Origin of the sequence: Robertmurraya sp. (genome assembly GCF_036676585.1) — a bacterium.
In the GTDB taxonomy this organism is placed as follows: domain Bacteria; phylum Bacillota; class Bacilli; order Bacillales; family Cytobacillaceae; genus Robertmurraya_A.
This window is the reverse complement of the sequence record NZ_JAKFCQ010000036.1, coordinates 23,339-48,678: the sequence shown is the minus strand read 5'-3', so window position 1 is coordinate 48,678 and position 25,340 is coordinate 23,339. Positions and strand designations below refer to the sequence as shown.

At 37.0% G+C, this 25,340-nt stretch carries 23 protein-coding genes; all 23 read right to left on the bottom strand.

The genetic code is table 11. The features are described 5' to 3' along the window. Window positions 1–947, bottom strand: a 947-nt coding sequence (locus ACGLXV_RS04390; protein WP_391557670.1) for a dihydrolipoyl dehydrogenase family protein, incomplete at its 3' end; no start/stop codon positions are given. Window positions 948–961: 14 nt separating this feature from the next. Then, window positions 962–2,311: a 2-oxo acid dehydrogenase subunit E2 gene (locus ACGLXV_RS04385; protein WP_391557669.1), complete on the bottom strand. Its 1,350-nt coding sequence runs from the start codon at window positions 2,309–2,311 to the stop codon at window positions 962–964. Between the two features lie 14 nt (window positions 2,312–2,325). Beyond that, the gene (locus tag ACGLXV_RS04380; RefSeq protein ID WP_391557668.1) at window positions 2,326–3,315 is read right to left on the bottom strand and encodes an alpha-ketoacid dehydrogenase subunit beta; all 990 of its coding nucleotides are present in this window, start codon (window positions 3,313–3,315) and stop codon (window positions 2,326–2,328) included. A gap of 17 nt (window positions 3,316–3,332) precedes the next feature. Then, window positions 3,333–4,316 carry a pyruvate dehydrogenase (acetyl-transferring) E1 component subunit alpha gene (pdhA, locus tag ACGLXV_RS04375; RefSeq protein ID WP_391557673.1) on the bottom strand — a complete coding sequence of 328 codons (984 nt, stop codon included), beginning with the start codon at window positions 4,314–4,316 and terminating at the stop codon, window positions 3,333–3,335. Window positions 4,317–4,542: 226 nt separating this feature from the next. Then, window positions 4,543–4,899, bottom strand: coding sequence for a PTS glucitol/sorbitol transporter subunit IIA (locus ACGLXV_RS04370; RefSeq protein ID WP_391557667.1), 357 nt, complete (start codon window positions 4,897–4,899; stop codon window positions 4,543–4,545). A 30-nt stretch (window positions 4,900–4,929) separates the two neighbouring features. Further along, window positions 4,930–6,207, bottom strand: coding sequence for an NAD(P)H-dependent oxidoreductase (locus ACGLXV_RS04365; protein WP_391557666.1), 1,278 nt, complete (start codon window positions 6,205–6,207; stop codon window positions 4,930–4,932). Window positions 6,208–6,572: 365 nt separating this feature from the next. Further along, complete coding sequence (locus ACGLXV_RS04360) at window positions 6,573–7,511, bottom strand: sugar-binding transcriptional regulator (protein WP_391557665.1); 939 nt, start codon at window positions 7,509–7,511, stop codon at window positions 6,573–6,575. Window positions 7,512–7,558: 47 nt separating this feature from the next. Beyond that, window positions 7,559–8,578, bottom strand: a complete 1,020-nt coding sequence (gene srlE / locus ACGLXV_RS04355) for a PTS glucitol/sorbitol transporter subunit IIB (protein WP_119709617.1) — start codon at window positions 8,576–8,578, stop codon at window positions 7,559–7,561. A 16-nt stretch (window positions 8,579–8,594) separates the two neighbouring features. Continuing rightward, window positions 8,595–9,125 (bottom strand): PTS glucitol/sorbitol transporter subunit IIC, encoded by a 531-nt coding sequence (gene srlA, locus ACGLXV_RS04350; protein WP_391557664.1) that lies wholly within the window; start codon window positions 9,123–9,125, stop codon window positions 8,595–8,597. A 16-nt stretch (window positions 9,126–9,141) separates the two neighbouring features. After that, entirely contained in the window at window positions 9,142–9,567 is a 426-nt protein-coding gene (locus tag ACGLXV_RS04345) for a transcriptional regulator GutM (protein WP_391557663.1), read from the bottom strand. 1,071 nt (window positions 9,568–10,638) lie between these two features. Next, a complete protein-coding gene (locus ACGLXV_RS04340; protein ID WP_391557662.1) occupies window positions 10,639–12,054 on the bottom strand; it encodes a 6-phospho-beta-glucosidase in 1,416 nt (471 codons plus the stop codon). Between the two features lie 117 nt (window positions 12,055–12,171). Beyond that, complete coding sequence (locus tag ACGLXV_RS04335; protein ID WP_391557661.1) at window positions 12,172–13,629, bottom strand: PTS transporter subunit EIIC; 1,458 nt, start codon at window positions 13,627–13,629, stop codon at window positions 12,172–12,174. Between the two features lie 43 nt (window positions 13,630–13,672). Next, window positions 13,673–14,152, bottom strand: a complete 480-nt coding sequence (locus ACGLXV_RS04330) for a PTS sugar transporter subunit IIA (protein ID WP_391557660.1) — start codon at window positions 14,150–14,152, stop codon at window positions 13,673–13,675. Between the two features lie 306 nt (window positions 14,153–14,458). After that, the gene (locus ACGLXV_RS04325) at window positions 14,459–15,460 is read right to left on the bottom strand and encodes an ABC transporter permease (RefSeq protein WP_391557659.1); all 1,002 of its coding nucleotides are present in this window, start codon (window positions 15,458–15,460) and stop codon (window positions 14,459–14,461) included. A gap of 16 nt (window positions 15,461–15,476) precedes the next feature. Continuing rightward, window positions 15,477–16,961 (bottom strand): sugar ABC transporter ATP-binding protein, encoded by a 1,485-nt coding sequence (locus ACGLXV_RS04320; RefSeq protein WP_391557658.1) that lies wholly within the window; start codon window positions 16,959–16,961, stop codon window positions 15,477–15,479. Window positions 16,962–17,076: 115 nt separating this feature from the next. Next, the gene (locus ACGLXV_RS04315; RefSeq protein WP_391557657.1) at window positions 17,077–18,066 is read right to left on the bottom strand and encodes a sugar ABC transporter substrate-binding protein; all 990 of its coding nucleotides are present in this window, start codon (window positions 18,064–18,066) and stop codon (window positions 17,077–17,079) included. A 402-nt stretch (window positions 18,067–18,468) separates the two neighbouring features. Then, window positions 18,469–18,861 (bottom strand): C-glycoside deglycosidase beta subunit domain-containing protein, encoded by a 393-nt coding sequence (locus tag ACGLXV_RS04310; RefSeq protein WP_391557656.1) that lies wholly within the window; start codon window positions 18,859–18,861, stop codon window positions 18,469–18,471. Window positions 18,862–18,875: 14 nt separating this feature from the next. Next, entirely contained in the window at window positions 18,876–19,868 is a 993-nt protein-coding gene (locus tag ACGLXV_RS04305; protein ID WP_391557655.1) for a sugar phosphate isomerase/epimerase family protein, read from the bottom strand. Between the two features lie 49 nt (window positions 19,869–19,917). Then, window positions 19,918–20,823, bottom strand: a complete 906-nt coding sequence (locus ACGLXV_RS04300; protein WP_391557654.1) for a sugar phosphate isomerase/epimerase family protein — start codon at window positions 20,821–20,823, stop codon at window positions 19,918–19,920. Window positions 20,824–20,846: 23 nt separating this feature from the next. Continuing rightward, window positions 20,847–21,944, bottom strand: a complete 1,098-nt coding sequence (locus ACGLXV_RS04295; RefSeq protein WP_391557653.1) for a Gfo/Idh/MocA family protein — start codon at window positions 21,942–21,944, stop codon at window positions 20,847–20,849. A 255-nt stretch (window positions 21,945–22,199) separates the two neighbouring features. Next, on the bottom strand, window positions 22,200–23,249 hold the full coding sequence (locus ACGLXV_RS04290; protein WP_391557652.1) for a Gfo/Idh/MocA family protein: 1,050 nt from the start codon (window positions 23,247–23,249) through the stop codon (window positions 22,200–22,202). Between the two features lie 21 nt (window positions 23,250–23,270). Further along, window positions 23,271–24,227 carry an ROK family glucokinase gene (locus ACGLXV_RS04285; protein WP_391557651.1) on the bottom strand — a complete coding sequence of 319 codons (957 nt, stop codon included), beginning with the start codon at window positions 24,225–24,227 and terminating at the stop codon, window positions 23,271–23,273. Window positions 24,228–24,248: 21 nt separating this feature from the next. Continuing rightward, window positions 24,249–25,334, bottom strand: a complete 1,086-nt coding sequence (locus ACGLXV_RS04280; protein ID WP_391557650.1) for a Gfo/Idh/MocA family protein — start codon at window positions 25,332–25,334, stop codon at window positions 24,249–24,251. Window positions 25,335–25,340 lie beyond the last annotated feature (6 nt).

The following is a 25,340-nucleotide window of genomic DNA, read 5'->3' as shown; positions in this document are numbered from 1 at the left end:
GCGAGCTGCCAACCGCCGATTACATCCCCAACTGCATAAACATGATCGTGAGTGGTTTCCATCTTTTCATTAACTTTAATGAAGGGGCCGTTCTGTTCTAGATTAAGTTCTGTGACTGCGGATAAATTCGGGCGGCGTCCAGTGCTTACGAGTAATGTATCTGCTTGCAGTGTAAGCTCTTTTCCCTTTGCATCCTCACAAATGACCGTTTTCACGCCTTCTGTTTCTTGAACTCTTTGCACTTTTGCACCTGTATGGATATTAATTCCCTTTTTCTTTAACATCTTTGTTAAAAATTTGGAAGCTTCCGCATCTTCTGTAGGGATGATCCGGTCAGCAGCCTCGACGATGCTTACTTGCGCTTTAAGAGATGCAAAGATAGTCGCAAATTCAACTCCAATCACTCCGCCACCAATAATGATTACCGATTTTGGAATCTCCGGAATATCAAAGATCGTATCACTTGTATCAAACTGAACCGTATCCAGCCCTGCAATTGGCGGCACAGCAGGGGTCGACCCTGTTGCGACAATAACTTTTGCAGCCTTAACAGTCTCTTCCCCATCAGATGTTTTCACCTTCACTTCTCCGCCGGGTAGAACCGATCCATATCCGTTATAAACATCAATCTTCCCCTGCTTTAGTAGAAAGGCGATGCCTCCACGTAGTCGCTGAATCACATCATCTTTTCGCTTTTTCATTTTGCTAAAAGAAAAGCTAAGGTCACCAGTTTCAATGCCCCAATCCTTCGCCTTTTCAATTTGCTCAATGACTTCAGAATGTTTCAAATAGGTCTTTGATGGGATACAGCCGCGGTTTAGACATGTTCCACCAAGGAAGTCTGCCTCGATGAGAGCAGTTTTTTTACCCAGCTCCGCAGCATGTAAGGCAGCTACATAACCTCCGGGCCCTCCTCCAACCACAACAATATCGTAGGATTTCACCATGTATTATTCACCCCCTATACCAATAACTCGTATGGACTTTCGAGTATTTGCTTTAACTCTGTTAAGAACGCAGCAGCCGGTGCTCCATCCAATGCTCGGTGGTCGAAGGATAGACTAAGCGTCATCATAGGACGAATATCAAGTGCACCATTTATAGCAACAGGCTTATCTTGAATTCGACCGACACCAAGAATGGCACTTTCAGGCTGGTTAATAATTGGAGTAAATGCATCAACTGCATACATACCCAGGTTGCTAATGGTAAATGTAGATCCCTTCATTTGATCTGGCAGTAATTTATTTTCGCGGGCACGTTTACCAATTTCTTTTGCATCTTTTGTTAACTCAGCAAGTCCCTTACTCAGAACATCTTTAATCACTGGAACCATCAATCCGTCCTGGACAGCAACAGCTAGTCCGATATTTACCTGGCTATGCTGAATAATTTCGTCACCCTCAATTGATACATTCACCTGTGGGTGACGAGCTAGTGCTGCACCTACAGCTTTTACGAGGATATCAGTAAACGACAATCGGAAGCCTGTTTGCTTTTCAACCACAGGTAGAAGTGCTACGCGAAGTTCCTTTACCTTTGACATTTCCACTTCAGTCGTTAATGTTACATGCGGTGCTGTGTAAGCACTTTGTGCCATTCTGTCAGCAATTATTTTTCTCATACCCGTCATTTTTCTGCGCTGTGCTGCTGGTACAGAATCGGCTGCTGATGGTGCTGGCTTAGAAGAGTTTGCTGTAACCACATCCGCTTTAACAATTTTCCCGTTCGCACCGCTACCAGTTACGGAGGATAAGTCTACCTGTTCGGCTAAGGCAATTTTCCTTGCAAGTGGAGTAGCTTTTGATGCTGATGCAGTAACCTCTAGATGATTAAGCACATCTTTTTTATGCACACGACCATTTGGGCCGCTGCCTTTAATAAATACCAATTCAAGTTTATTCGAGCGTGCCATTTGGCGTGCTGCCGGGGTTGCACGTGGTTTCTCACCTTTTTGAATATTACTTACTAGTACAGGTTCCTCTTGACGTTCGGAAATTACCTCTTCTATTTGTTCCTCTGCTGTTGGTTCTTCCCCAGCAATCCCTGGTGAACTGTCAGGTACTTTTTCTCCTACTTCGCCAATGTAACCAATAATTTGGTTGACCGGAACTTCAGCGTCGACATCAAAGTATTTTTTTAATAATACACCTTCATCGTAAGCCTCTACTTCGATATTGATTTTGTCTGTCATGATTTCAAAAAGCGGATCACCGATTTCAACGGTTTCCCCTTCTTCTTTAAGCCACTGAAGGAGGGTACCCACTGCCATCGTGCTGCTTAGCTTCGGCATAAATATTTCTTTTGCCATATTGCCCCTCCTCCTTACTTATTCTTAACAGTTTCTTTAACAGCTTCGATAATATCTGGAACTTGCGGAATGGCCGCTTTTTCTAATTTAGGGTTATAAGGAATCGGAACCTCTTTACCGCCGAGTCGCTTGATTGGAGCATCTAAATAGTCAAATGCTTCGCTTTCAGCAACAACACTAACGATTTCTCCGCCGAATCCTCCCCGTTGGACGGCTTCATGTACAACGATTAATCGTCCGGTCTTCTTTACTGAATTTATAATGGTTTCTTTATCAAGTGGAACAATGGTACGAGGATCCACTACTTCTACACTGATTCCTTCTTTTTCAAGTTCCGCTGCTGCTTCCAGTGCTTTATGAACCATAATTGCCGTAGCTACAATGGTTACATCTGTTCCCTCACGTTTGATGTCTGCTTTACCTAACTCAATTTTGTAGGACTCTTCAGGAACATCACCAGTTGTTTTATACAATAGTTTATGTTCGTAGAAAATAACTGGGTTATCATCGTCAATGGCTGCTTTTAACAACCCTTTTACATCATAAGCTGTGGACGGCTGAACAACTTTTAATCCTGGGATATGAGCCATCCAAGCTTCGAGACTTTGTGAATGCTGGGCAGCAGCACCTGTTCCCGAACCAGCTGGTGTCCGTAGTACCATTGGTACTTTTCCTTTGCCTCCAAACATATAACGGGTCTTCGCAGCTTGGTTCACCATTTGATCCATAGCGATGGTGATAAAATCAGAAAATTGAAGTTCTAATATAGGACGCATTCCTGTTAATGCCGATCCTATTGCTGCACCAGCAATCGCCGCTTCTGAGATGGGTGTATTACGGACACGTTCAGGTCCAAACTCTTCAATCATTCCACGTGTGACACCAAAAGCTCCTCCATAAACACCGATATCTTCACCAAGAATAAATACATCATTGTTTTCACGCATTTCTAAGCTCATTGCTTCCCTTACTGCTTCTAAATAGGTTATTTGTCTAGTAGCCATGTTTTCTACTCCTCTCTTTACGCGTAAACGTCCTCTAGTAAACTATCAAGGGATGGTTCCGGGCTGCTTTCAGCAAATTTCACAGCATTGTCGATTTCCTGGTTTGCTGCCTCCTGAAGTTGTTTGGCGGTTTCTTCTGTTAATACACCTGCTTCGATTAACGTTTCTTTAAAACGCTTGATTCCGTCTTTTTCTCTCCATTCTTTTTCTTCTTCACGGGTACGATATTTTTTCGCATCGCTCTTGGAATGTCCTTTCCAGCGATAAGTTTTCATTTCGATTAATGTTGGGCCGTTGCCACCCCGTGCATGTTCAACTGCTTCATGAACGGTATTCATGATTTCAATCATGTCAAGACCGTCAACCACATGACCAGGGATTCCGTAACCGCTAGCACGATCAGCAATATTTTCTACACGAGTCATTTCTTTAACCGGACCTGACATTCCGTATTGGTTGTTTTCACAAATAAAGACAACGGGCAGGTCCCAGATGGCTGCTAGATTCACAGATTCATGGAAACTTCCTTCATTAGATGCTCCATCACCGAAGAAACAAAGAACCACATAATCTTCTTTTTTCATTTTGGACGTTAGAGCTGCTCCTACAGCAAGAGGAAGCCCCCCACCAACAATTCCATTTGCCCCTAAATTCCCTTTTTCTACATCGGCAATATGCATGGATCCGCCTTTTCCTTTACAATACCCTGTTTCCCTGCCGAAGAGTTCTGCCATCATCTTGTTAACATCGCCTTCTTTTGAAATACAGTGTCCATGTCCTCGGTGTGTGCTTATGATCTTATCTTTTCTGCCAATCACCGCTATAGAACCGGCCGCAGATGCCTCTTGGCCAACACATAAATGTGTTGTACCGTGGATTAACCCCTTCGCAAAAAACTGGTCAACCTTTTCATCAAAATAACGGATTAACCACATTTCTTTATATAAATCTTTTAATTTCTGCTCTGTAATCATCTCAGGAAGCTTTAATGTTTTAACCATCATTATCTGTTCCTCCTTTTACATTTGTTCTATACTGTTACCTTTGTAAACATCATATATTCTATCCACATTTTAGTCAAGAAAAAAACGTTATTTTTTTGATGCTTTTTAGTGGACAAATATTGATATAACAACAATGGTAACGGTTCCAAAAATGACTGTAGATTTTAAAAAAGGGAAAAAGAGATCAAGTTTCATTAAACTAGATCCACCTTTTCCCTTTTGTTTATTTCACTGAAATTACTGTTCCTTCATTAATAGTATTAGGGAAGGAATATGGAGCTGCAAACACCGCTCCAGGCAGCACTTCTTCCATAGGCTCCTGGAAGTAAATGGAGACATGCCCTAATTCCTTAAAATTTTTGTTTGCAAGGTCACCTAATGCAGTAATGGTGAAACTCTCTTCACCAAACTGAATCGTTCCTCCCTGCTTTAGTGGCTCCTCTTCTAGATTCTCAAATTCATGAATAACAGCCATTTCTCTTAATTCCTTCGGTGCTTGTGGACCAAATAAAATTAATATTTTATCTTCTTTAAACGTTGGTACTAATACTCCAATTTCTTTTACCACTGATTTTGTCATCTTGATCCTCCCATTTGTTCGCTTGTCTCTTTATAGTGTCACAAGTGGACGTTGTTCTGTGCTTGTTGGAAAAAGCTGATCTTGAAGTGATCGTAACTTCCATACAGTTGTATTTGTATCTAACTCCACATCATCTTGAGTTAGGAATTGACCTGTCTTGATATCTTTTTTCGCAACTACTTTCCCACTGATTAAACCAATTGGTATATGGCCGTTTACCTTCATGTCCTGGTGTGTTTCAAGGACACCACGCACACTATAGCCACCAATTCCATCTAAGGTCTCACCTGCTTTAATGTCCCGTTTTGCCACGGCAACGGTTTCAGAAATCGGTGCTCCAAGTGGATGAATAGAAGAATCATGTTCTAATACTGCTTTTGCGATTGTAATTGGAGTTTCTAAACTAGCTAAGTGGTATGGACGATAAAACACATAGTGTGGTCCGTTACCCACTTTTAAGTAGCGAAGTTCTTCGTCAACTGGCTCAAGGTCACTTTTTACAATGACGAATACTCCTGGTGCTAAACCGTTTACATATTCTACAACGCCGAAGTTATCTAGTACTCCTCCATTTTCCTTTAGGTCTAGTTTATCAGCAACATCTTGAACAGTTGCAGATACACCGTGCATTCCGACTTTATCTGGGACTAAACCAATCGCATTACTTAAAAGATTCATTTCAGCCATAGTTTTTGTTCCATCTTGGAATGCAGCTAGCATATGTGCACTCATGTGCTTTGCCTTGGCTTCTGCTGCAGCTACGTCTGGGTTTGATAGCGGGTTGAATGGATTGTTTTTGCCTTTCCCAGCAACCAATACTTCTAATCCCATTGTTTTAGCAAATTCATATAATTCTAGAGTCGCAGCTGGCTCATCCCCTGCAGAGCCTGTGTATACCAATCCAGCATTCGTAAACATTTGGTACATAATTGAACCGATTGTGATATCAACCTCTACGTTAAGTAGGACAATGTGTTTTTTCGAACGTAAAGCCTCCAGTGACACGTTTGCTCCCACTTCTGGAACACCCGTTGCATCAACAATCACTTCTACATGATTTGACTGGATAACATCCCGATAGTCGTTCGATACAACCATTGGATCTTTTCTCGTAGATTGTGAGGAATAATAATCTGCAGCTCTTTGTGCCGCCTGAACATTTACATCACAAACACCTGTTACGATCATACCAGGGATTTTAGAGATTTGTGCAATCATCCCAAAACCCATTTGCCCTGCACCGATTACCCCTACTTTAATTGGTGCATTTTCACGTTCACGTTGTAAAAGCTTAGTGTAAATTGACATGAATAATTCCTCCCAAAGGTTAATTAATACGCTTACATTTTCTTTTAGAATAGAAATCTTTTAATTACATTTTTAGTCTTATACAAATGTTATTGATTGTAACAATTCATTTACTTACGTAACATTTGTTACAATGCGTATCATTTGTTCCATACCCTTAGTTTAAGTGCTTATGTAAGCCTTGTCAAGTCGTAATATTCAAATATATCAGATAAAAGAGCAAATTAATGGAGTAGTGGAGGGTTGAAAAGGTTGTTTACGATTGCTGTTTAAGTCATTTATTATATTGGGGGGAGTGTAGGCCTATTAGAACGCATGAAAGTCCAAACAAGAAAAAGCTGCACAGTAGGAGTGCAGCTCGACTATTATCCTTCTACCAGCGCATTTCCTGTTGCTTCATCTGTAATCAGTACATGAATCAAACCGCCTTCTAATGCAGCTTTGATGGCTTGAACTTTTTCTAAACCAGAAGCAACCCCTATTACTAAGGGAATCGCTTTCAATTTTTCCAGTTCAATAGCTATCACTCTTTCATTCCATGAATTGTCTACAGGTTTTCCAAATTTATTGATGAAGTTATAGCAAATATCCCCTACAATTTCGTGATCATTAGTGATTTGCTGATGATCTGAACCCATGTATGCTTTAACCATGGTAGAGTCCTCAGGACGTCCTCCAATCCCGACAACTGCGATATTGGATTGTTCTGCTAGATTTAAAGTGCAACGTATGGAAGGCTGGCGAATCAATACTTCCTTCCCTTCCTTTGTATCGACCATTACTGGAACATGGAGCAACTCATACTTGGATTGAAGTGCATTTCCCACTTTGGAAACAATACTATTGGAGTGAATATCCACTTGTTCGTTCCCCATTCCCCCCACTAAAGGGACAACCGTAGCGGATGGAAATACCTGCACTGAATTGATTGCCTTAGCAACTTCTTTTAATGTTGTACCCGAAGAAATCCCGATGATTTGACCATCCCTAATTACTCTCTGCAAATACTCAGAGGTCGCTTCACCTAATTGTTTTTTTGAAGACTCATGACCTACACTCTCAATACACACTACTTCACGTAAATTGTATAGACGCTCAATTTTCCGTTCTAGATTTCTAAACTGATGAATTTGATCATCATGAATGATGATTTCAACAATGCCTTCCTCCCTCGCCTTTGTTAACACCTTTGAAACAAGAGAGCGGCTGATTCCTATCTTTTCTGCAATTTCCGACTGAGTCGCTCCTTCGTCATAATACATTTGTGCGACTTTCACTAGAATCCTTCTATCTTGAATAACCATAGCGATCCTCTTCTTTCATAACATACTGCCCTTACAAAAACCTTAAATTAATACATTCCAAAACTAGCAAAATAGGCAATCACAACAGATACAATACCTGTGACTAAGCGGCTGTATAATACGGCAGGTACTCCGTAACGCACCGTTTCAGGTTTAGCTTCTCCAAGGGATAGACCTACAGGAATGAAATCACAACCTACTTGACCGTTAATGGCAAAGAGTGCAGGTAATGCGTATTGCGGTGGAATATTCCCTAAGGCAATTTGTGTACCAATTAAAACCCCAATAACCTGCGCAATAACGGCCCCTGGTCCTAACACTGGAGATAAGAATGGCAGAGTACAGACGATAACGATTACTAGAAGCCCCCACAGAGAACCAGCGAGTGGCGTTAGTGCCTGCGCAATCCAATCACCGACACCAGTGTAGTTGATAATCCCCATTAACATACTAACGAAAGCCATAAACGGAAGAATATTTTTAATAAGGATATCCATTGTGTCACGGCCTGCCTGATAGAAAGTTCCGGTTACGTTACCGATTCCTTTCGAAAAACGCAGCAAGAGATTATCTTTTTGCTGACTAGCTACTTCTTTTTTCAACTCGGTATAGCTTTCTTTAAACTTTTCTTTATCTTTTGTATCGAATTTTGGCTCATCCGTTACTTCTTGTGCACCGGCGGACTGACTATAGCCTTCAGCAACCGCAACCTCTTTTGGTGTAACACCTGATACAAAGATATCATCAGTAATATATTTCGAAAGTGGACCTGACGGAGAAGAAGGAAGAACATCGACTGTTAAGATACGTTTCATCGGATATACGCCAATCCTTGCTGTACCACCACAGTCAATAATGACACACGCCATTTCTTCTTCTGGATAAGATCCCTTAAACCCATCAACTGCCTCAGCACCAGTCAATTCTGCAATTCTAGCAGCAACGGGATGGATTCCGCCTCCTGTAATTGAAACAATTTTATTCTTCTTTGCATTAGGTTCGATATAAAGTCCAACACCCCAGCCACCTGATCCTTTTGATACAAATACTCCACGATATGTCGTCATCTACAACCTCTCCCTTCTATGCTAAGTCTACGCCCTCTTTTTTCGCTAAATATTTTGTAATTAATTCTGTCACGATGCCACGAATTAAGATAACAACTACACCGACGATAAAGTAGCGGACAGCTAAGTCTGCTACTGGCAGACCTAATTCTTGGATTCCGTTCGCAATTCCTAGGTATACAAACAGCTCACCGGCATTTGCATATGGGAATAACCCTGTTACCGGGTGAACGAAAGATACCGCCGAATCATAGAAAGCAGGTTTTTGCTTTTCAGGTAAGAAACGACCGAAAGTATAGGCCATCGGGTTTGTTAACATGAGAACCGAAAGGACTGGCATTAGTGTATACCGAAGGATTGTATATTTTGCAGCAAACTGAATGATTCTTGTTACTCTGTCTTCCCCGACAAACTTCATCATTGCATAAGTAAATGTTAATAGAACAACCAGCGTTGGAACAATTCCCGTTACTAATCCCATAAACGTTTCGCCACCAGCCTGGAACATCCCGATAAAATGTTCCCCTAACCATTTAATCCATTCCATTTGTTTGACCCCCTTTTTATACTCCCATTGAAACTTTGTTCTTAGATATAGTTAACAATGCATTTTCACTCGCTTGTAATAATGCCTTACGATAAGCAGGAAGTTTGTTTTTCCCTTTTTCAGGAATCATATCATTCACATCACTAACAATTTCTCCCACATGTTTGCCCTTATAGTTATCTAACGGCTTGAACTTAGTTAAAACGGACATCCCCTTTAACATGTGACACTCATGTATGATGTAGTTGCGATCAACAACCAAAATGGCAATTGCTCCCGGCTTGAACTTTCCTCGTTCCATCCCTGAGAACATAAAATAACCGTCATCACCCTTGTAAACGCTAACAATTTTATCGATATTTCTCTTGTATTGCTTAATTTGAAAGAACGATAATAGATACTGTACAATGAGAATCGTACAAAGTATGAAAGCAAGTTGCATAAAATCTCTCCTTTTCCCACTTCATAGTTTAGTAGATTCCTAGGCCTCCTCTCTTATAATAACGCTTTCATTTTACTTTAATTCGCGAACAAGGAACAAATGTTACAACTTATAACTTCAGCGAAGTTGTTTTTACATTTGTTACAGCGTTTAACATTTGTTATAAACTAAGGATAATAAAAAGTCCCTCCACTTGTCAATAATCTATAGAAATAAAATTCTAATAATTCTGGAAGTGGGGAACATTTATTAAAATTTACCATTAAAATGATTTAACGTTGTGATCTTTTTACTATTTATCCCAGAAATATTTTTAATACCCTATTTAGTAGGTAGCAAAGGTACTTAGATAACAAAACTTATGAGAATATTAATAACCCTTTAAAACACCATGGTTCAACTCCCAAATAAAAGTAAAGAGGGCAAAACTTTAACAAACAAAGGAATAACAACCTCATGTTTGTTGAAGTCCTGCCCTCATGATCAGTTAATATTATTTTTAAGAACACCAATTAAATTGTAAGAATTATTCGTTATTTCACCGTCATCTGAATCTAAAACATAATCTACAGCTTCTATATAATATTCTTAATCCACTTTTACCCTCACTGTTATTTATATAAGAACCTTTCTTTAACCATGGTTTATTATCGTTAATCTAGAATAACACCTTCAATCTGTTCTTCGTTTATAAGAATAATCTCGTCTAAACATTTAATCTCAAGGTAACCATTATTATAATCAAAAATAATTTTACATTCTAAGCCTTTATAAACCACTGTTCCCAAAATATCACCTTTTAGTATTTACTTAACTGAAGTATTCTTTACTTAATATACAAAAGAGGTTACAAATCATATTAAATTTTTTTATCTACTGATTTGTAATAAAGGGGTACTTCTCTCTAAATTTTTTTAATTTCTAATAAGGCTATTTTTTACAGGTTATAGATTTTCAGTTGGATGGAATCTTTATGGTCGATTACTCTTCCAAAGCTAGGGTTAAATAAAGACTGTCGAGATTCTCGACAGTCTTTGCTAATCCGTACCTTCCAAAACAGACCGATAATAGTTATAATTCTTCACCATTCGTAGCTATAACATTTTTATACCAATCAAAAGATTTCTTTTTATATCTCTTTCGAGTTCCATTTCCCTCATTGTCCAAGTCTACATAGATAAAACCATATCTTTTGCTCATTTCACCGTTACTTGCACTAACAATATCAATGCATCCCCATGTAGTATAACCCCAAAGCTCTACACCGTCTTCAATAGCTGCTTTCATAGCTTTTATATGTTCACGATGGTAAGCAATTCGATAGTCATCTTCTACATAAAAATTTTCATCTGGGCTATCTATTGCACCTAGGCCATTTTCTACAATAAATAAAGGTTTCTGATATCGGTCATACAACTCATTCAAGGTTATACGTAAACCCAATGGGTCAATCTGCCAACCCCATTCACTAACCTCTAAGTATTGATTCTTCATGGATGGAACAATGTTTCCATCTGTTTTGTCGTTCATTTTTGGATCTGCACTTGTTAAACGTGAAGAGTAATAACTAAGTGAAATAAAGTCAACTGTATGTTCACGTAAAACCTCTAAATCACCATCTTGGATATCCAGAGTAATATTGTTTTCTTTAAAAAATCTTTTACTATAGCTCGGGTAGTAACCTCTTACTTGTACATCTATAAAGAAGTAATCCTTCCTATCTGCATTATATGCTTTCCATACGTCCTCAGGATGGCAAGTATGTGCATATGTTTTTCCAGCACCCAGCATGCATCCTATTTTAAATTCTGGATTGATCTCATGTGCTAATTTTGTAGCCAAAGCAGACGCTAACAGTTGGTGATGGGCTGCCTGGTATTTTACTTGTTCTAGATTGCTTTCGTTCTTCAAATCAATGAATCCACCAACAATAGGAAGATGAATAATCATGTTTATTTCATTAAATGTTAACCAGTATTTTACCTTATCCTTAAATCTATTAAATACAGCCTTACAGTAGTTCAGATAGAAATCTACCAGCTTACGATTTTTCCAGCCACCATAGTTTTGATATAGGGCAAAAGGGGTATCAAAATGATTAATAGTTACTAAAGGTTCAATACCATATTTTAAACATTCATCGAAAATAGAGTCATAAAATGCCAATCCCTCTTCATTAGGCTCTTTTTCATCTCCATTAGGAAAAATTCTTGTCCAATTAATTGAGGTTCTGAATGTTTTAAAGCCCATTTCTGCAAATAAAGCAATATCTTCCTTATAATGATGGTAGAAATCAATAGCTTCATGACTTGGGTAATATTCATAAGTTGTTTCTAGTGCCTTGTTTAGATCCTTTAAAGCTTCCCATCTTCCGTGATTAGCATCAGGCAATAAATCTGTTAAGGTTAATCCCTTACCGTCTGCTAAATAGGCACCCTCACACTGGTTTGCGGCTACCGCTCCACCCCATAAGAAATCTTTATCCATAACAATTCTCCTTACTTATTACGATTTTTTTCAGTGTTATTAATTTTCACTTATACTAAATAATAAAGGAATCAGTCAATCCTAATTAAGTTCTAAATAGAATTGACTGCATTCCTATTAGTTTTTCTCTATTCCAGTAGAAGTTTGAGAGACTACTGTAGTTGATTCCTTTTCTTTGTAAAATATATAAGTTAGTATGGTAGCAAGTAAAAATGAACCTAGCATTACAATTGCTATTACTATAAGTCCTAGTGGCATTCCTGATTCATCGGTTTTAATAAAACTTGGAAGAGCGAATACACCTTGCCCACTAATTTGAAAGAGCTTCGTGCCTGTGTATCCGATAAGTCCACCGCCTACTCCGGAAATCAAACAAACTAATGCTAAGAGTTTTTTCTGCGCAAGTAGGAATCCGTAAATAGCTGGTTCAGTAACTCCCACTATTCCAGCAGAAATACCAGCAGAAATTGCCAAGCCTTTTTTCTTCTTATCCTTTGTTTTTAATGCTATAGCTACTACTACCCCTGCTGCCGCAAAGGAGTGACCTGTAATCATTGGTAAAATTACATCGTAACCCATTGTAAAGAAGTTCGCAAATGCAATTGGAACTACTGCCCCGTGTAATCCAAATATAACCAATGGAATCCACAGTGCACCTACAAGACCACTTACTAATGTCGGACTGATTTCATAAGTACCCACAATAGCTGATCCTACTGCTTGGCTTAGTAATACAGCAACTGGTCCAATAATTAAAAACGTGAAAGGAACGATAATTAGTAATGTAAACATTGGAACTCCAAAACTGGCAATTACAGTTGGTGTAATTTTCTTAATTCTTTTTTCGATTTTCGAGGCTACATATGTAGCTAAAATAGCTGGTATAATAGTTGATGAATAATTCATTAGAATCACTGGAATATCAAAAAGAGTTGTATAAACTGGTGATTCAATAATGGTTCCTTTAAAGAGTACTTTCAGCGGTTCACCACTCATCATCGTCGCGATCGTTGGATATACTAAACTCGCGCCGATAGCCATTCCAGTAAACTCATTCATTTTAAATTTCTTTGCTGCTGTATATCCCACAAAAATTGGGAAGAAGTACATCATACAATCTGCCACTGTATAAAATAACTGATAAGTTCCACCGTCTCTAGATAGCCAGTGTACTGAAAGTCCTAGTGCTAAGAAACCTTTAATAATTCCTGTTGCTGCCATGATGCCAATAAGAGGAAACATAATCCCTATAAAGGTATCTAATATTCTATTCATTACTGATTTATTTTTTTCATTTTCGTTCTCATCTGATACAGTGTTTTCTAACTTCAATCCCGCTAGTTTTACTACTACTTTATATACATCCGCTACGTGATTTCCAATGATTACCTGATACTGCCCGCCAGCTTGAACAACCGACAGAACATCATCCATATTGTTCAATCCATTAGTATCTGCAATAGACTCATCTCTTAAAGTAAACCTTAGTCTAGTTGCACAGTGAATTAAACCTAGAATATTTTCCTTTCCTCCAACTTTTTCTATAATCTCTTTGGCTAATCCTTCATATTTCATTTTTGGAACCCCCCTATTAAGAAATACAATAATTTAAAGCTTATTAATGGCTAACTTTACCGAGATACTGTCCGTTCTGAGCTAACCCTCTACTCTCAAGTAAAAACTCTTTTACGTTTTCTTTATTAGTAAAAATGATCATAATAGTAGATTCTTTTTGTTCCCTCTCAATTATGCGCAAATCCATTGTTGCTAACAATGAATTTTCATCAACAATGTCCCCAGGTTTAACAAAGAGTTTAAAAGGAGCTCCGTTTAGAGCCACAGTATCTATTCCCATATGGATTAATACTTCATCTCCAGCATTAGTAAGAATACTTATTGCATGTTTAGTAGGAAAAATACTTACTATTTCTCCTTTGACAGGTGAGAATACCTCATTTGATTCAGGGATAATTGCATATCCTTCCCCTAATATTTTTTTTGAAAAGACAGGATCGTTTACTTCTCCAATATCTACTACTTTTCCAATAGTAGGTGAAAAGAAGATCGTATCTTTCTTTTTTTTCATTAAATTAAACATTGATTTTCACCCTTCACCTTTAATTCTAGAACCTCATAAATGTTTATAAGATTAATATATATAAGGATTCTATTTATTGCTCCTCTCGTTTTTATTATTCAGCAAAAATCATATGACTACGCTTACATATATATATCTTACTCTGTTTCTTTTCCTATAACCTTTTAGATTTTAACCTACTATATTACTATTGTTACCTTCTTAATTATTACTTATAAACGCTTACAAAGTATATTAAGAATTAGCATATGATTTTTAACCTACCACTTTCCTCATTACCCAGATTGCAAGTTAAGAATTCGATTATCAATTAATACGAGCTTTTACTGTTTTTGTTTTTTGATAGGTATCTAATCCCATAGCCGCTAGTAATATTACCCCTTTTGCAATATATTGTGCATATATACCCAGCCCAATGATTTGCATACCGTTGGCAAGTACCCCAAGAATAAATACACCAATTACAACGCTCCAAATTTTGCCTATACCGCCTTGGATCGCAACACCTCCAAGAACAGCTGCGGTAATACAAGTAAACTCACTTCCAACGGCCATACTGGCATTAGCAGAACCTGTTCTTGCAACTAACAATACGGCTGCAATACCGAAGAAAATACCAGCAAGCATATAGATTTTAATCTTAGTAGAATTTACCTTTATACCAGCGAGACGCGAAGCTTCTTCATTACTACCAACTGCATAAATATGTCTTCCAAAATACGTGAAATTTAAAATAAAACTAGCTAAAGCTATTAAGATAACCATTATAATTAGAGGGATGGGTATTCCAAATAATGAGCCTTGGCCAATTACTTTAAAAGATTCAGGTAGATTGAAAATAGCTTTCTGGTCTGTAAAAATATTGGACATACCAGAAAAAATGGTCATTGTACCTAGAGTAACCATGAATGAATTAATTTTTAGTTTTATAGATAAAACTCCATTTAATAGACTCAGTAATGTACAAATAGAAACCCCAGCAAGGATAGCTAAGAATATGGGAAGATCCCACCAAACAAGACTAGCAGCCGTTACAACTGCTCCTAAACTTAAAGAGTATCCTGCTGCTAGATCCACTCCACCACTTATAATTAAGAATGTCATTCCTAATGTTGCTATTACTAAATAAGCATTCTGCCATATAATATTCTCTAAATTTACCATCGTAAAGAACCTAGGATCTAATACTCCAAAAATCACCAAGCATAAAACAAAGACAAATAATACCGCATATTTTCTTAAGAACTCATTAAATGAAGGTTTTCGACTAATATTCGTCATGTTTACTTGTTTGCTCTCAAGTTCCATTAAAGACCCCTCCTGTTTATTTATCAGATGACGCAAGTTCTAGCACTCTTTCCTGACTAAATTCAGATTTCAAAAGTTCCCCTGTAAGTTTCCCTCCAGACATTACTAAGATACGGTCACTCATTCCTAGTAATTCTTCCATATCGGATGAAACCATGATGATAGCTTTTCCTTGATTGGCAAGATCTCGCATTAAATGATAAATTTCTTCTCTTGCACCTATGTCAATTCCGCGTGTAGGTTCATCAAATATTAAAACCCCAGTCTTGGTTGCAAGAACCTTTGCTAAAACTACTTTTTGCTGATTCCCACCACTTAAGTTTTGAACTTGCTGTTCCAATGAATGAGCTTTAATTCTTATTTGGTTTTGATAGGAATTCGCTTGTTCCTTTTCAGTACTGCGCGAGACAACTCCATATTTTGATATTTTTGTTATATTAGAAATGCTTATATTCCACCTTATAGATTTTTGGAGGAAAGCCCCCTGGTGTTTTCTGTCCTCTGGAATAAGTCCGATCCCTAACTCAATAGCACGTGCTGGGGATTCTACCTTTACCTTTCTACTATTTATCCTTATCTCACCTGATACTAGTTTATCTGCTCCAAATACCACTCTCATTAATTCTGTCCGACCAGCACCAACCAAACCTGCAAATCCAAGTATCTCACCTTTTTTTACATGAAAAGAAACATCTATAACTCCATTGCCAGAAACATTAATCGCCTCTAGAGCTATTTCACCCTGTTTAATATCAGAGCTAGGATACGTATTTTTCAATTCCCTTCCAACCATTAAGCGAATTAAGTCTTGTCGATTCGTATCTTCTATATTTTTTGTGCTTATATATTTTCCATCACGAAGTATAGTTACTCTGTCTGCTAATTGAAAAATCTCATCAAAACGATGGGATATATAGATAATCGTAGTGCCATTAGCCTTTAAATCATTTATTACTTCGTACAATTTTTCTACCTCCGCAATTGTTAACGGCGCGGTAGGTTCATCCATAATAATAATCTTCGAGTTTTTATGGATAGCCTTTGAAATTTCTACTATTTGTTTATAGGCTGGTGATAGATTTTTTACTTGTTTATTTGGATTAATGTCGACATTAAACTTTTTAAATATCTCCTCTGCCTTCTTGTTCATTTCTTTATAATCCACAAATGGTTTATTTGAGATTTTTTCCCCAATAAATATATTTTCTGCTGCAGTTAGAGAATCAAATAAGTTAAACTCTTGATATATAACTGATATCCCATTTAAAATAGACTCTTGTGGTTCTAATTTTTGATAGAGTTTACCATTTACTACTATTTCTCCTGAATCTGGTTGAATTGCCCCAGCAACTATTTTAATAAGAGTGGATTTTCCAGCACCATTTTCTCCGACAATTGCATGAACTTCGCCTTTATTAAACGATACACTCACATCGTCCAGTGCCACTACACCAGGGTATGATTTTACAATATGTTTTAAAGACAAAACAGTATTCTCCATATCTCATTCTCCTAAAAAATAAAATAATAATATTCAATTTTATAGGGATTAGGAAATTATGCTTAATCTCCTAATCCCCTGTTACATTATTACTTTGTATACTTAAATAAGATATTTAATAATTATCAACATTTTCAGGGGTTATCTGAGAGAGTACTGAGTAATCGTCTTTTTCTTCTAGTGTTCCGTCGAGAGCAGCAATAGACTTGGTAACAATCGTTTCATACATTGCGTCTAACCCAGTACCTAGCATAATTGTTCCTCTCCAAACACTTTCATTATTGACTGATTTTTTAATAGAATCAGAAGCGGCAGGATTAAAGTCAACACCAAATGCTGCAAAGTTAGCCTTATCTTTAACTGGTGAATTCATTGACATAATATGTGCATCCACACCCATAGCAGTATCAGAGTTATAACAAAGAATTACCTTCACCTCTGGATTGGTTAGTAGAAGGTTTTCAGCTGCAGATTGTCCACTTTCAGTAGATGTGTCAACTCCAACAGTTTCCACAACTTTTGCCTTTGAAGTATATTTAGTAATTTGTTTTAACCCATCACTTCTTTCAGCTGCTGTCGGTTTGTCTCTATTCTCGAAAATAGCTACCTCTACACTTCCGTCAGCCGCTTCTGGAAAGTTCTTTTCAATCCAATCTGCTGCCATTTTTGCCTGTTCTTCCCCTACTTTTCCTTCGTCTGCTCCTAAAAATAGATCGTATTGAGAAGTTTTTTGACTGAATGCAACTACCTTTATTCCTTGATCAATAGCTTTCTCAATTACACCTGATAGACTTGAAGGGTCTACAGCCATAATGATAATTTCATCCACACCTAAAGAGATAAAATTTTCTATTTGCTCAATTTGTTTGGTAGGATTAAAATCAGCAGATGCAACTTCAAACTCATAACCTAGCTTCGTAAATCTTTCATCGAGTTGTTCAGCCAGCCCAGATAAAAAATCCCCATCAGTACTTAAAGTTGAAAAAACAATCTTCTGTTGATCACTATTTTCCTTTGTGTTAGTCGATGTTTCGTTATTTTGGCTACAAGCAGTTAAACCCAAAATCAGTCCAATCATTCCCAAAGCTATTAAGATCTTTTTCATTCTCTTTTCCCCCTGTACTGTTTTAGTTTATTTACTGAATATTCAAATAAATATAATCATGATAGTTCTTTTCTTCTCTGACCTCCTTTACAAAGATTTCAAAATTTTGTTAAAGCCAACTAATTTGAATACGCTTACATTTTTATGTTACTTTTTCAAAACAAGTATTACCTTACGATTCTTAACCTTCTAATAACTAATTTTGTGCAATTCCAACTCAAAAAAAGCCGAATATATTTGAGGTTAAAAATTTGTATGGGAATTTTAACTTTTTCAACAAATTTATGTTAATTAAACTGGAACCAAAAATTATATTTTAAAATAAAAGACCGTAATCAAACTCAAAATTCTCGAGCTTGTCTACAGTCTGATATGCTAGAAACATTTAGCATCTATTCACTTTTATTCTAGTTCTAGAACTTTTGTATTTGTTCCAAAGAATGGAACTGGAATATATGAAACTCGAACACCTTGAGTTAACGTGATCTCATGTGGTCCTTCTTGAAGTCCACCCGGTTGGTCAACAAAGATAATACCTTCTACACCATATTCCCATTTGTAAGTTGTAACCGTCCACATTTCATCAAGTGTAAAGTAAGTTTCACCATCAGGGGAAAATTTAATTTTTTCTCTTGGTACCACTTCACCATCTACCTTCAACTGAATATCCTCGATCATAGACAAAGGGATTCCACGGTAATAAGTAATACGGGTACGCAATTCATAGCCAATAACTTCTCCATCTATCTCCACATTTTTGAATCCTTTTTCGGATAATACATAGTTATCAAACATTTCCTATCACTCCCTTAACCTATATATTTTTTCAGCATTTTTTGGTGTGCTCGTACCTGACTGACCGCATCAATCTCTGTTCCAGGAAGAGCAAAACGTCCACCCTCGTATTCACTAGCTATATAGCCATTAAAATTATTTTCCTTTAAATAATTAATAAATTGATCGTATGCAATGGAATATTCGATCCCTTCATCAGTGATTTCCCAAAACTTCCCATGGAAGTGTTTAATATATGGTAAATATTTATCTAAGTCACTAAAAGGCGTAATTTCATATCCACCTGCAAAAATTAAATATTCCTGATCAATTTTACTTTTTATCATTGCTTGAACATGAGCTGGAGCAGTCCCAGGATGACTAATATGTAGTACATCACGACCTTCCGCAAACTCATTATCGATGAAATCTGCTAATTCCTTATTTAGTCCCTGTTGAAGAAAGAATTCAGTTGAAACTCGTGGATGCTTACGACAGAATATGCCTGTATCAACTACTAAACCTAAGTAAGGTGAATTTACTCTAAACATTATATCTGTAAACTTTTTGGTTTCTGGATGATCAAGACCCATTCCCCCATGAACTTCTAGAGCCATAACAACATCAAGTTCTTCTGCAAGTGGGAGAGCATCTTCGATAATATCCGTTGGTGTTAAAGAAACCAGGCGCACCAGTTTAAATCCTAATTTATTTGCTAAAATAAGCTCATTTTTTAGTAATTGTAAATTTTCTTTTTGAGTTAATAATCGATTTCGATATAACTTTGTATTAATGAAAATATCATTACAAGTTGGAAAAATATTATACTTATTTATTAATTCCTTCCAGTTTGCTACCTCTTCATCAGAAACGAAAGGGGCATTTTTCAGCATTTGGTCACTAATTAATTCAACCCCTTCAACACCCTGCTGAGCCAACTCCTTTAAACAATCTTCTAATGTCATTTTGCCTCTAGCAAACTCGTCTTGATAACTATATAAAGATACAGCTGTTTTAATAGTACTCAATGACTTTACCTCCTGTCTTTTTATACAAGCTTTCAGATAATTTCACTTATTAAGCGAAAAATTGTTTTAAGTAGTTTCTACTAATTTTGATAGAATCTTTCTTTGAGTTTAGTGAATCCTCAAAAGACTTGTCCTCAACCTCTATAACCGCATATCCTCGATATTGAATGTCTGTTAGTGCTGACACATATTTACCCCAATCCACATCCCCAAGTCCAGGCAGTTTAGGTGAAATATATTGAAGAGGTGTAGCCATAATCCCTACATCATTTAGGTGATCTTTATATACTTTTATATCTTTAAAGTGAATATGGAACATTCGATCCTTAAACTCATAGATAGGTTGAACATAGTCCATTTGTTGCCAAACAAAATGCGAAGGGTCAAAATTCAGTCCAAAGTTTTCATTTGGAATTAACTCAAATGCTTTTCTAAAAATGGCTGGAGTGGTCAATAGATTTTGCCCACCTGGCCATTCATCATGAGTAAATAACATCGGGCAATTCTCTATAGCAATTTTTACACCGAGTTCCTCTGCAAACTCGACTAATGGCTTCCATACTTCCACCATTCTTGTTAAATTTTCATCAACTGTCTTATGCTGATCTCTACCAATAAATGTATTTACTAAATTAACATTTAGCTTTTTGGCTGCTTCAATACATTTTTTTATATGAGCTACATAATAATTACTTTTCTCTTGATCAGAGTCGAGTGCATTCGGATAGTATGCAATTGCAGATATTTCAATTCCCTTTGACTCTGTATAACTTCTAATATAATCAACATCTAAATTGTCTACATCAATATGGGTAACCCCAGCATATTTTCTTACTGCTTTTCCTTTTGGCCAAGCACATAACTCTACACACGTAAAGCCATTTTCTGATGCGAAATCGATTACTTCTTCAAATGTACATTCATCAAGAATGGCACTATTAAATCCTAGTTTCATGGCTATCCTCCTTCTTTATCTAATTATGAAAGCTCGATAACTTTTCCTGTTTCGGCTGATTTATAAATTGCTTCTAAGATTTGTGTTACGACTAATGCTTGTTCTGGCTTAACTAAAGGTTCGGTATCATTTAAGATGCAGTCAATCCATTGCACAGCTTCTGCATCACGCTGTTCTAACGTAGCACCTGAGAATCCAAATACTCCGCCTGCATCGGATGGTTGTGTTTGCACAAGTTGGCCATGAGCTGCCTTATTGAATACTACATAGCCTTGATCCATAAAAGCTTTACCAAACATTTCAGCTCCACCTTCTGTACCACAAAGTGTCACTTGTGCTTCTTTTGGGTTGATCATGTTCAAGGCCCATGAGGCTTCTAAATAAATAGTTGCTCCATTCTCCATCTTAATAAAACCAAAAGCAGAATCTTCTGTTTCAAATGTTTCTGGATCCCAAGGTCCAAACATATTTCCTTCTGGCTTATCCTTAAGTTTTTGATAAGTTGACCCAAACACACTTTTTGGTTTGTAGTTGTCCATAAACCATAATGTTAGGTCAAGTGCATGTGTACCAATATCAATTAATGGTCCACCACCTTGTTTTTCTTTATCAGGAAATACCCCCCAAGTTGGTACACCACGACGTCTTACAGCGTGAGCCTTAGCCATGTAAATATCTCCAAGTTCGTTATTGCGGCAAGCAGAGTAAGTAGCTAATGAGTCAGCACGGAAACGATTTTGATATGCAACCGTAAGTTTCTTCCCTGTACGCTTGGCTGCATCCAACATCTTTTTTCCTTCCTCATAGTTAATGGCCATTGGTTTTTCACACATAACATGCTTACCAGCTTCTAATGAATCAATAGTAATGTAAGAGTGAGAAATATTTGGAGTTAACACATGAATGACATCGATACTTTTATCCTTCAGTAGCTCTTTATAGTCCTCACAAACAAATGCATCTTCCGTTCCATATTCTTTGGCAGCCTTTTTAGCTCTATCTAACTCTATATCACAAAAAGCGACTAGTTCTACCTTATCTTTTAACTTTGATAATGCTGGAAAGTGTTTTTGATTTGCAATACCACCACAACCGATAATACCAATTCTTAATTTACCCATTATTTTTTCCTCCTGTATATATAATCATAACACCCTATTATTTAGGTATTGATTTCGCTTACATACTTATCATATCGTGATTTATAATGTATTCCTTTTCATTATTTAACTAAGGAGATGCAGAATTTCGTCAAATTTCCGTTTATTTTTTTTAATAGGATTACTAGGTTAAAAATAACCATTAAAATTTTATCCTATTACAAATTTTCCTGAAATAAAAAGGTTAATGATCAACGACCATTAACCTTTTTGTTATTAATCAAATAATACTACCTGGTTTAATTCATCGGATAAAAATGCGGCTTCAATTACTTTCATTACCCGTAATACTTCTTCATTTTTCACAAGAATTTCTCCTTTTCCTTCGGTTACGTCAATAAAATTATGATAGAATTCACGAACATCTGTATCAAACCGAGGAATTGGATTCGTGTTAACCGTATCTAATTCTCGAGGGGCCATTGTCTTTGTTAACCCTGCACCAGCCTCAATTGGAGTGGCATCTTTATCATTAAATGTTTTCAAGGTAATTACTTGACCATTCATTTCCCAGTCTTCTATAATAGCCGTCCCAGTTGTACCGCACATATACCATTTAGGTAGAGTAATGTAGTTGCACGTCCCGACCTCTACGAAAGCCGTTTTTCCACTTTCGAAATTGATTGTTAGTCTAAATCCATCGTCCACATCATTCCCTAGTACATAACTCATTTTACATTGCAAGCTAGTAATCTTCTCTTTTATCATGATAAGTAATCTATCAATTAAATGAACACCCCAATCCAGCATCATTCCCCCACCAAATTCCTTTTGATGACGCCAATCACCAGGAATTCCTCGAGAACCTTGAACACGTGTTTCTAGATGGAAAACATCTCCTAAAATACCTTCGTCATATAATTTCTTCATTACTAAATAATCTTCATCCCAACGTCTATTCTGATGAACCACAAAAACTTTATTGTAAGTTTCAGCAGTCTCTATAATTTCCTCTAGTTGTCTACTATTTAAAGTGACGGGTTTTTCACATATTACATGTTTTCCTGCTTTTAAAGCGGCAATCGCAATATCCCTATGGCTATCATTAGGTGTAGCTATCAATACGGTATTCACTGTGCTGTCCTGTAGAATTTCTTCATAACTTTTATATACATAGAAACCTTTATCTATAGCAAATTGCTGTCTAGTTTCTAATATGTCATAAATACCAGCCACTTTTATTCGACTTATTCCGCTTAAAATTTTCCCATGCTGGCTCCCCATTCCACCAAATCCTACAATCGCAATGACATGTTCTACTGACATTTATTTACCACCCTCTCTAAATTATTGTTGTTTAACTAATGATGCTGCTCCAATTACTCCAGCGTCATTACCTAACTTCGCCAGTTTAATTTTTGTACTAGTTCTAACTTGTGGGAAAGCAAACTTCATAAAATACCCTTCAATTCCTTTAATTAATACCTCCCCAGCTGCAGATACTCCACCACCAATAACAATCGTCTCGGGATTTAATAGATTAGCAATGTTGCTACAAGCTAAACCTAAGTAATAATAAACTTTATCTAACACAGTGATGGCCAACCTATCCCCTTTTTTGGCCAGATCAAATACTGTTTTTGCAGTTACTTCTTGCCCATCGTCAATAAGCCATTTCAGCTCTGATTCACCCGCATATTTTTCTGAAAAATCTCTTGTTAAACGGACAATCCCTGTCGCGCTTGCAACTGTTTCTAAGCACCCTTGATTACCACAAGTACAGTGATATCCGTCTTCATCAACAATCATATGCCCAATTTCACCTGCCGCTCCCTTAATTCCATGAATTAACCGACCGTCTGCGATTACTCCTCCACCAACCCCAGTTCCTAATGTGACAAAAACAACATCTAATCCGCCCTCTCCAGCACCTTTCCACTGCTCTCCTAATGCGGCTACATTTGCATCATTATCAATAAAGAATGGTATATTTGTACCTGTTTCGATTAACTTTCTTACAGGTTGTAATGAACTCCAATTTAAATTGTACGCTCCGATAACGGTTCCTTCTTTACGATCAACTGTTCCTGGTGAACCCATTCCAATACCTAAAAAATCACTAGATGATAGTCCGTATAGCTGTAGTCTGTTTTTAATCGATTCTATAATACTTAGAACAATATTTTTCCCATTGTCTTGAATATCTGTTTCAATACTCCATTTTTGCTGTACTTCACCATCTTCAGTTAAGATTGCAAATTTAACTGTGGTGCCTCCTAAATCAATACCGATTAATTTTTTCATTTGTTCTCCACCTTTTAAAATTTAAGAAAGCACTAAAGTTTTTTTGTTACTTTCGTCAAACAAAACAGGTTTTTGTAGTCTCGAAGCTTCGTAGAAATGATCAATAATATCCATCATGTACACACCATGTTCAGCAGGTGGTATGAGCTCTTCATTATATAAAATGGCATGAACAAAATGCTCAAACTCATTTAGTAACTTAATATTCGAATTCAGTTTAGGTGTAATATCAATACAAGTATCAAGTATTTCAGAATAGATTTTTAATTCCCCATTGATGATGGAAGCACCACCTTTTGACCCGAGTAACTCTATATAAGTCATATCATTCTCAATATTCGATGCCCAACTAAACTCAAAATCTACTGTTGACTTATTTTCTAATCCTATAAAGCCTATAGCAGAATCTTCTACATTAAACACTCCGTTAGGATCTCCTTTATAACCGTTTCTATTACGTGTGGTTGTTTGATCAAAGTTCTGATAGGTTGATCCAGTAATATAATGAGGCTCTGGATTCCCCATTAGAAATAAAGCCAGGTCAAGATAATGGACACCTAAGTCTATCATTACTCCTCCACCAGAATATTCCTTATTGGTAAACCACGTCCCTCTTCCCGGTATCCCGCTTCTTCTTTTCCAACCTGCTTTTGCATGATAAATATCTCCAAGATGTCCTTCGTCTATAAACCTTTTTAAGAATACTGCTTCATTTGTAAATCTGTTATTTAAGCCCACCATTAGTTTTTTTCCAGACTTGTTTCTTGCTTCTACAATTCTTTTTGCCTCGTTTGCATTCATGGCTAATGGCTTTTCACAATGCACATTCACACTACTTAAAAGCGCATGAATAGATATCTCAGCGTGTAGAAAGTTCGGAGTACAAACACTGACAAGATCTAACTCTTCATTGTTTAACATCTCCATATAATTACTATAAACACCCTTTATTCCATACTTACCCGCTAGTCGCCTTGCACTCTCAATATTTATGTCGCAAATAGCAACTACCTCAACATTAGGAAGAGAAGCATAATTACTTAGATGTTTTCTCTCTGCATTACTACCTGCACCTATTAATCCATATCTTAATTTCTTTGTTGTCATATCCTT

What these genes read in the sequence shown, in the direction of transcription:
- ACGLXV_RS04385 (WP_391557669.1), bottom strand. Translation starts at nt 2,311, where the DNA reads ATGGCAAAAGAAATATTTATGCCGAAGCTAAGCAGCACGATGGCAGTG.
- ACGLXV_RS04380 (WP_391557668.1), bottom strand. Translation starts at nt 3,315, where the DNA reads ATGGCTACTAGACAAATAACCTATTTAGAAGCAGTAAGGGAAGCAATG.
- pdhA (WP_391557673.1), bottom strand. Translation starts at nt 4,316, where the DNA reads ATGGTTAAAACATTAAAGCTTCCTGAGATGATTACAGAGCAGAAATTA.
- ACGLXV_RS04370 (WP_391557667.1), bottom strand. Translation starts at nt 4,899, where the DNA reads ATGACAAAATCAGTGGTAAAAGAAATTGGAGTATTAGTACCAACGTTT.
- ACGLXV_RS04365 (WP_391557666.1), bottom strand. Translation starts at nt 6,207, where the DNA reads ATGTCAATTTACACTAAGCTTTTACAACGTGAACGTGAAAATGCACCA.
- ACGLXV_RS04360 (WP_391557665.1), bottom strand. Translation starts at nt 7,511, where the DNA reads ATGGTTATTCAAGATAGAAGGATTCTAGTGAAAGTCGCACAAATGTAT.
- srlE (WP_119709617.1), bottom strand. Translation starts at nt 8,578, where the DNA reads ATGACGACATATCGTGGAGTATTTGTATCAAAAGGATCAGGTGGCTGG.
- srlA (WP_391557664.1), bottom strand. Translation starts at nt 9,125, where the DNA reads ATGGAATGGATTAAATGGTTAGGGGAACATTTTATCGGGATGTTCCAG.
- ACGLXV_RS04345 (WP_391557663.1), bottom strand. Translation starts at nt 9,567, where the DNA reads ATGCAACTTGCTTTCATACTTTGTACGATTCTCATTGTACAGTATCTA.
- ACGLXV_RS04340 (WP_391557662.1), bottom strand. Translation starts at nt 12,054, where the DNA reads ATGGATAAAGATTTCTTATGGGGTGGAGCGGTAGCCGCAAACCAGTGT.
- ACGLXV_RS04335 (WP_391557661.1), bottom strand. Translation starts at nt 13,629, where the DNA reads ATGAAATATGAAGGATTAGCCAAAGAGATTATAGAAAAAGTTGGAGGA.
- ACGLXV_RS04330 (WP_391557660.1), bottom strand. Translation starts at nt 14,152, where the DNA reads ATGTTTAATTTAATGAAAAAAAAGAAAGATACGATCTTCTTTTCACCT.
- ACGLXV_RS04325 (WP_391557659.1), bottom strand. Translation starts at nt 15,460, where the DNA reads ATGGAACTTGAGAGCAAACAAGTAAACATGACGAATATTAGTCGAAAA.
- ACGLXV_RS04320 (WP_391557658.1), bottom strand. Translation starts at nt 16,961, where the DNA reads ATGGAGAATACTGTTTTGTCTTTAAAACATATTGTAAAATCATACCCT.
- ACGLXV_RS04315 (WP_391557657.1), bottom strand. Translation starts at nt 18,066, where the DNA reads ATGAAAAAGATCTTAATAGCTTTGGGAATGATTGGACTGATTTTGGGT.
- ACGLXV_RS04310 (WP_391557656.1), bottom strand. Translation starts at nt 18,861, where the DNA reads ATGTTTGATAACTATGTATTATCCGAAAAAGGATTCAAAAATGTGGAG.
- ACGLXV_RS04300 (WP_391557654.1), bottom strand. Translation starts at nt 20,823, where the DNA reads ATGAAACTAGGATTTAATAGTGCCATTCTTGATGAATGTACATTTGAA.
- ACGLXV_RS04295 (WP_391557653.1), bottom strand. Translation starts at nt 21,944, where the DNA reads ATGGGTAAATTAAGAATTGGTATTATCGGTTGTGGTGGTATTGCAAAT.
- ACGLXV_RS04290 (WP_391557652.1), bottom strand. Translation starts at nt 23,249, where the DNA reads ATGTCAGTAGAACATGTCATTGCGATTGTAGGATTTGGTGGAATGGGG.
- ACGLXV_RS04285 (WP_391557651.1), bottom strand. Translation starts at nt 24,227, where the DNA reads ATGAAAAAATTAATCGGTATTGATTTAGGAGGCACCACAGTTAAATTT.
- ACGLXV_RS04280 (WP_391557650.1), bottom strand. Translation starts at nt 25,334, where the DNA reads ATGACAACAAAGAAATTAAGATATGGATTAATAGGTGCAGGTAGTAAT.